Source organism: Endozoicomonas atrinae (genome assembly GCF_001647025.1).
In the GTDB taxonomy this organism is placed as follows: domain Bacteria; phylum Pseudomonadota; class Gammaproteobacteria; order Pseudomonadales; family Endozoicomonadaceae; genus Endozoicomonas; species Endozoicomonas atrinae.
In genome coordinates this window covers 1-5,605 of record NZ_LUKQ02000302.1, presented here as the reverse complement: position 1 = coordinate 5,605, position 5,605 = coordinate 1, and the positions used below count along the sequence as shown (strand labels likewise).

Sequence of the window (5,605 nt, the reverse complement as noted above, 5' to 3'; positions counted from 1 at the left end):
AGCAGAAAGGCACCGCCAACCTCACCCCGAAAGAGCTGCTGGACAGCGCCAAAGCGAAAGCCGAGACCATTAAACAGTCAGTGCTGATCAACCAATACAAGAAAGCCATCATTGACGGCAAGGCACCGAACAGCAACGCCCTGGCGGCCTATCACCAGCTGCCAGAGGAAGCGCAGAAAGCCATCGACCAGAGCATCGAGCTAAAGACCGGGCAGCTGCTGGCCAAAGAGACCCTGAAGGACATTAAAGAGAACCCCAAAGGGCAGACGCTGAAAAACCAGATCCTCACCAAGCTGGAGAAAAGCGGAGAGACCGACAGCCTGCCCCCGGTTCAGCTGTTGAAAAAGGTAGAGGAGCAATATCAGGTGGAGCAGCTGAAGAAAGAGACTGCTGCAAAGCTATCGGGTTACAAAAAGAAAGTGCTGGCAGGTAAGTTACCCACCCCAGGGCAACAGGCGGCATTCAATACGCTGGATGAAAACGCTAAAGAGAAGTTTCTGGCAAAGCTGGATAAGGCAAAGCAGGGAGCCGCCCAGTCAGTAGCGGTGACTCACAACACACCTGATTCTCCTTTACCCGATACCGACCAGACGGCCAAACAGAAATTAGCACAAAAACCAGTAGTAGCAACCCCAGAGTCAAACGAAGCCCCACAGTGGAGTGACCTCACCAAAATCGGCAACCAGAAAGGCTCCAACCCCGGTGGCTTTTATCAGGACACCACCACCGGCAAAAAGTACTACATCAAGGAACCCGCCAGTGAAGACATCGCCCGAAACGAAGTGCTGGCTGCGAAGCTATACGAGGCGGCAGGCGTAGATGTTCCCAACGTTTACCTGTTGCAGGACGACAAACAGATCCGCATTGCTTCAGAAATTATTGATGGCCTGCAGCAGGACGCCGGGCAGCTGACCAGCGGCAAGCTCCAAGGCGTAGGGAACAACTTTATGGTGGACGCCTGGCTGGCCAACTGGGACGTGGTCGGCCTTTCATACGACAACCTACTGATTAAAGGCAGCAAGGCCATCCATATCGATACCGGTGGTGCCTTGAGATACCGAGCGCAAGGTGGATTAAAAGGCGACGCATTCGGGAAAAAGGTGCTGGAGATAGAGAGCCTGAGAGACAGCGCCATGAACCCCCAATCAGCGGCGGTGTTTGCCAGCTTGACCAAAGAGGACATGATCGCCGGAGCCCGAAAAGTACTGGCACTGGATAAACAGCAGATCACCGAGCTGATAGAGAGCGTCGGCCCCACCACAAAACGGGAACGCACCAGGCTCATTAATATCTTGGTGGCCAGACAACAGGACATAGCAAAGCAGTATCCAGAAGCCCTGCAGAAGATAGCTCCCGAGCCAGCCATCAGCGGCAGGTAGTTTTTTTTAAACGATAATTCAAGTCTATGGAACTTCTAGCGTCCAGGTAGGTCATATCAGTATGAATATATTATCCTGTATTACCCGTGAAGCTAATACTCATATTCAACATTCTTCATATCGTGGATCCGAAAACGCAGACGGTGGGGACGATTGTTGTATTTGCTTAGATGGTATTTCCGGCTCCCGGAGCGTTTCTATTTCTATTTGCGACCATCGTTATCATTCATCGTGTATTGAGCAATGGCTGAAGGAAAGCTCAGATTGCCCGATGTGTCGTCGTGCTGTTTTTATTATTTATAATACTGAGGAATCACACCTCCATAATTCAGCCCAGAATGGTCATCTGGAAGCCATTGACGCCCTGATTGCCAGAGGTGCGGACGTCAACGCGCGAACCAAAGACGGAAGGACGCCCCTCCATAATGCAGCCCAGAATGGTCATCTGGAAGCCATTGACGCCCTGATTGCCAGAGGTGCGGACGTCAACGCGCGAACCAAAGACGGAAGGACGCCCCTCCATTTTGCAGCCCAGAATGGTCATCTGGAAGCCATTGACGCCCTGATTGCCAGAGGTGCGGACGTCAACGCGCGAACCAAAAAAGGAGATACGGCCTTAAAAAGCGCTAGCGACAATAAAAAGATAAATATCCCAATGATCAAGTGTTTTGCTAATGCTGGATTTGATGTTAAGGCACCATGTAACCATTTGGGTTCAACAATGCTTGCGTATGCCGCTGAGGCTTGTGATTGGGTGTTCGTCGACGAATTGAAGGCTAAAGGTTCTGATATCAATGGCCCTCGGGCTAAAAAGAAGAAATATACCCCCCTCCATTTTGCAGCCCAGAATGGTCATCTGGAAGCCATTGACGCCCTGATTGCCAGAGGTGCGGACGTCAACGCGCGAACCAAAGACGGAAGGACGCCCCTCCATTTTGCAGCCCAGAATGGTCATCTGGAAGCCATTGACGCCCTGATTGCCAGAGGTGCCAGCGCTCCACCGGTGACCATGTCCAGGAAAACCGAAAGACCACCATTCCCCAGCTAAAGAGCATCGCCAAAAACAGCAGCAATGAAACGATTTTTAAGGACAGCTTGTCCCTGTTTGATGACCTTGATCGCATAGTGGTTTATTCAGAGAACGAACGTGCTGCTATTATTAAAGCGATACAAGACGCAGGCTATAACCAGTGGCCAGACGGACGGCCACTAGAGGAGATCGTCAAATTAAGAGGAGCGCCATAATGACACCAGGACAAGCCAAACAACCCGACACGTATTTGGAAATAGACCATCCTCTGGGTGGCAAACGATACCCGGCCCACATTTTCGACATGAACCAGGGCATTGCATGGATTGAGTACGGCTGGGCAGACGATGACCCATTGAGCGCCCCGAGCAACCCCGTCCACATGGTACAGGGCAAGGTGGAGGCAACCAGGGACGACCAGTGGCAGATCCAGAGCGAAGACGGGCTGGTGACCATACGTATCCTGCGACTTTCCGATGACGACGGCCTGAATGACGAAGACACCATCATGAAGTTGATAGACTTTCCCGAGGGCGACAGAGAGCAAGCCCGTGGCCATATAGAAGCATGGCTGAGGATAACACTACCCCCGCAGCAATAAAGCCCCCAGAGCGCCGCCCAGTGCGGCTCCCACCCCTTGAAAAACGTCATGCTTTTTCCCTTGCTGGATGACCGTCGCCGTCTATGGTGTGTGTAAAGACAAGAAAAAAACAGGACGGACAGCATGAAAACACAACAACAAGCCATCGACGACATCACCAGCCAGATACTAAAACTGGAAACCCTGGACACCAGAAACAGCGATGAGCTTGATTTTCACGAATTGGCCGTCTGGCAGATAAAAGAAGCCCTGCAAGCCGCTTATAAGGCAGGCAACGAACAAAGCAAAACCAAAAAGCTGAACGAACAAAGCAAACAATAAAAACAGAAGAAGGAGCGCCGTTATGTGGATATTCACCAGCAAGGGCATGGTCAGCATTGTGAGACACAGAAACGAACCACAGCTGATGATGGTAAGAGCCAGACAGCCCGACGTTTTAAAAACACTATTTCCAGAGGAAAAATTGCTCATTACCCCTGACGCCGATTATCGCTACCGTATGGAAGTACCACAGAGCGACGTTATCAACGCTTTGGAAGACCAGCTGGAAACCATGCAGTACGACAACTTTAAAAACAGTATTGAAGACCACGACTATCACACCGCCTGTTCAAAAGTGTGGAGCGTTATGTACCGCTACCAGCAGGACATGACAGCACTACAGGAGCAGCCACGGATGACACAGGTGGCCACGAAGTACGACCCATTGACCCAGTATTTAGACAGCCCGGCAGAACGGGCTCGTCAACGCCGAATCGCAAGCTCGCCCTTTCCCGATGATTTCGGAGGCTGCAGCGATAACTACTGTAAATAAATAACAGCCAGAACAGCCTGAGCCAATAAAAGGAGAATTATCATGGCTAAAAAAACAACTCATGAGAAAGTCGCCAGCGCCTTTAAAACCCTGCTTGCCCGAGCAGAACGAGTGCGGGTTAATAACACCGAAGTGACCAGTGCCACCGCCAACTGCCTCGGCAAGTGGAGCATCACCATGAAGCTCAAAGGTGGCAAAGAACTGGCGCTGGATGACAAGGCACTGGATGCCATTACTTACGACAAAGGCGATTTTGTTGTCCACACCGAGGATGGCAAAAAGGAAAACCGAATCACTTTTTACAGCATGAAAAAAGAAGTTCCCCGGCATATTTAATCGCCGCCGAGACAGCCCTGCCCGTCAGGGCTGGTATGCTGGCAAGCACGGATGGAGTAGCCACACCATGGACAGACACTGTGTAAATAGCAAAGCCGCTGATCAATATGCCCACCAATGTGGACAGGAGGACGACAGAGAACTGGCAATAGAACGGCTGGAACTGGAGTGGTTTGAGGCCTTGGAAGTGTGCATCAGGCAGAGCGGAAATCCGCAGCTGATGCACTTTCTGGATGGTTACAGCGACACGATCAGTCAGCTGCTGAACTCAATGGCAAGGCGTTATCTCACGACTTAGCGCGTCGAGCCCGCCGCTTTGATCTGAAAATCATGCCAAAAATATCGGAGGATTTGCTGGTGAACGAGTAATGGACTTCTCCCTCTTTGGCATGTTCTACCAGCAGTTTTTTCTCGACCAGTTGCTCAACCGCCTGTCGGGTGGTTTCACTATCGACCCCAACACGTTTGATGATGTCATCCAGACGGTTACAGCCTTCATAAACGGCCAGTTGAATCGCCATGTCAAACAGCGTCATTCCATCGCCGTGTTTGGTGACAACAGACATGAACTGATCAATCAGCGTTTCTTTTATTTCACCCTCGAGTGCATCGAAATCAACATCTTCAACCGGTACTGCCTGTCCGTCGATCACCTCGATGAAACCATCAGCAAACAAGCCAGCGAGCCGTTCCCGCTTGCTGAATTTATTCCCGCTTCGCTCGAAAAAGTCAGAGCCGTCCAGAATTTTATAGACCCGCTGAGGTTTCATCCCGATTTTCCTGGCGATGGCTTTTGCCCGGAATGGGCCGTCCATGGATTGACCGGCAAGATGCACAAGAAAAAAATCCAGACGGGCATTTTTGAACGTGTTCCAGGCCAGCTTGAGAACGAGAATGGAGATGAAGTATTCAATTTTCATAATGTTTCCTTTTTTCACTCTGATTTGCCGTGGTAAACCCAGGGCGAAAAAGGATTCTATGGCATAAGAAAAGGCTCTATCCCATCGGAATTTGCCCAATTTGGGCAAAAACTGCAGTTTTTATCAGAATCTTGCGGAAAATTTACGCATGCTCATCAGGGAACCTGTCAGCCAGAATGAACCCATGTCCATAAAAATCTACCCACAGGACAAGGGATTTCATGAAAGGGATTAATATTTTTAAGCCAGGGAAGCAGACTAGCAGCCAGGGCATCACGCTGGATTTCAGTGACGACACCCTGAAAGCGACAGTGGGTGCCTACAGCCCTGACCTGCACGAAGCCCCTATCGTGATCGGCCACCCGAAAGACAACGGCCCGGCCTGGGGATGGGTAAATGGGCTGGAATTCAGCGACGACGGTCTGGTGGCGAACCCGCAGCAGGTCGATCCCCAGTTTGAAGCAATGGTGCAGGCAGGCCGGTTTAAAAAAGTCAGCGCCAGCTTTTACGCCCCCGACAGCGCCA

At 51.0% G+C, this 5,605-nt stretch carries 9 protein-coding genes; 8 read left to right on the top strand and 1 reads right to left on the bottom strand.

The window, feature by feature from the left end:
- From AK963_RS33575 to AK963_RS24795, 7 genes are all read left to right on the top strand, one after another.
- The coding region (locus AK963_RS33575; protein ID WP_202969857.1) for a hypothetical protein at positions 1–1,379 on the top strand (1,379 nt) is incomplete at its 5' end.
- Between the two features lie 61 nt (positions 1,380–1,440).
- Positions 1,441–2,427 carry an ankyrin repeat domain-containing protein gene (locus tag AK963_RS24820; RefSeq protein WP_083232879.1) on the top strand — a complete coding sequence of 329 codons (987 nt, stop codon included), beginning with the start codon at positions 1,441–1,443 and terminating at the stop codon, positions 2,425–2,427.
- 196 nt (positions 2,428–2,623) lie between these two features.
- Entirely contained in the window at positions 2,624–3,010 is a 387-nt protein-coding gene (locus AK963_RS24815) for a hypothetical protein (protein WP_066018072.1), read from the top strand.
- Between the two features lie 123 nt (positions 3,011–3,133).
- Positions 3,134–3,331 carry a DUF6900 domain-containing protein gene (locus AK963_RS24810; protein ID WP_066018071.1) on the top strand — a complete coding sequence of 66 codons (198 nt, stop codon included), beginning with the start codon at positions 3,134–3,136 and terminating at the stop codon, positions 3,329–3,331.
- Between the two features lie 22 nt (positions 3,332–3,353).
- Positions 3,354–3,824: a hypothetical protein gene (locus tag AK963_RS24805; RefSeq protein ID WP_066018070.1), complete on the top strand. Its 471-nt coding sequence runs from the start codon at positions 3,354–3,356 to the stop codon at positions 3,822–3,824.
- A 42-nt stretch (positions 3,825–3,866) separates the two neighbouring features.
- Positions 3,867–4,160 (top strand): hypothetical protein, encoded by a 294-nt coding sequence (locus AK963_RS24800; protein WP_066018069.1) that lies wholly within the window; start codon positions 3,867–3,869, stop codon positions 4,158–4,160.
- A 67-nt stretch (positions 4,161–4,227) separates the two neighbouring features.
- Entirely contained in the window at positions 4,228–4,458 is a 231-nt protein-coding gene (locus AK963_RS24795) for a hypothetical protein (RefSeq protein WP_066018068.1), read from the top strand.
- Here the strand turns inward: AK963_RS24795 and AK963_RS24790 are convergent.
- Positions 4,448–5,080 carry a hypothetical protein gene (locus AK963_RS24790; protein ID WP_066018067.1) on the bottom strand — a complete coding sequence of 211 codons (633 nt, stop codon included), beginning with the start codon at positions 5,078–5,080 and terminating at the stop codon, positions 4,448–4,450. The two genes, AK963_RS24795 and AK963_RS24790, sit on opposite strands and share 11 nt — an antisense overlap.
- Before the next feature lie 221 nt (positions 5,081–5,301).
- Between AK963_RS24790 and AK963_RS24785 the strand changes: the two genes are divergently transcribed.
- Positions 5,302–5,605: hypothetical protein (locus tag AK963_RS24785; RefSeq protein ID WP_202969856.1), on the top strand; the 304-nt coding region annotated here is incomplete at its 3' end.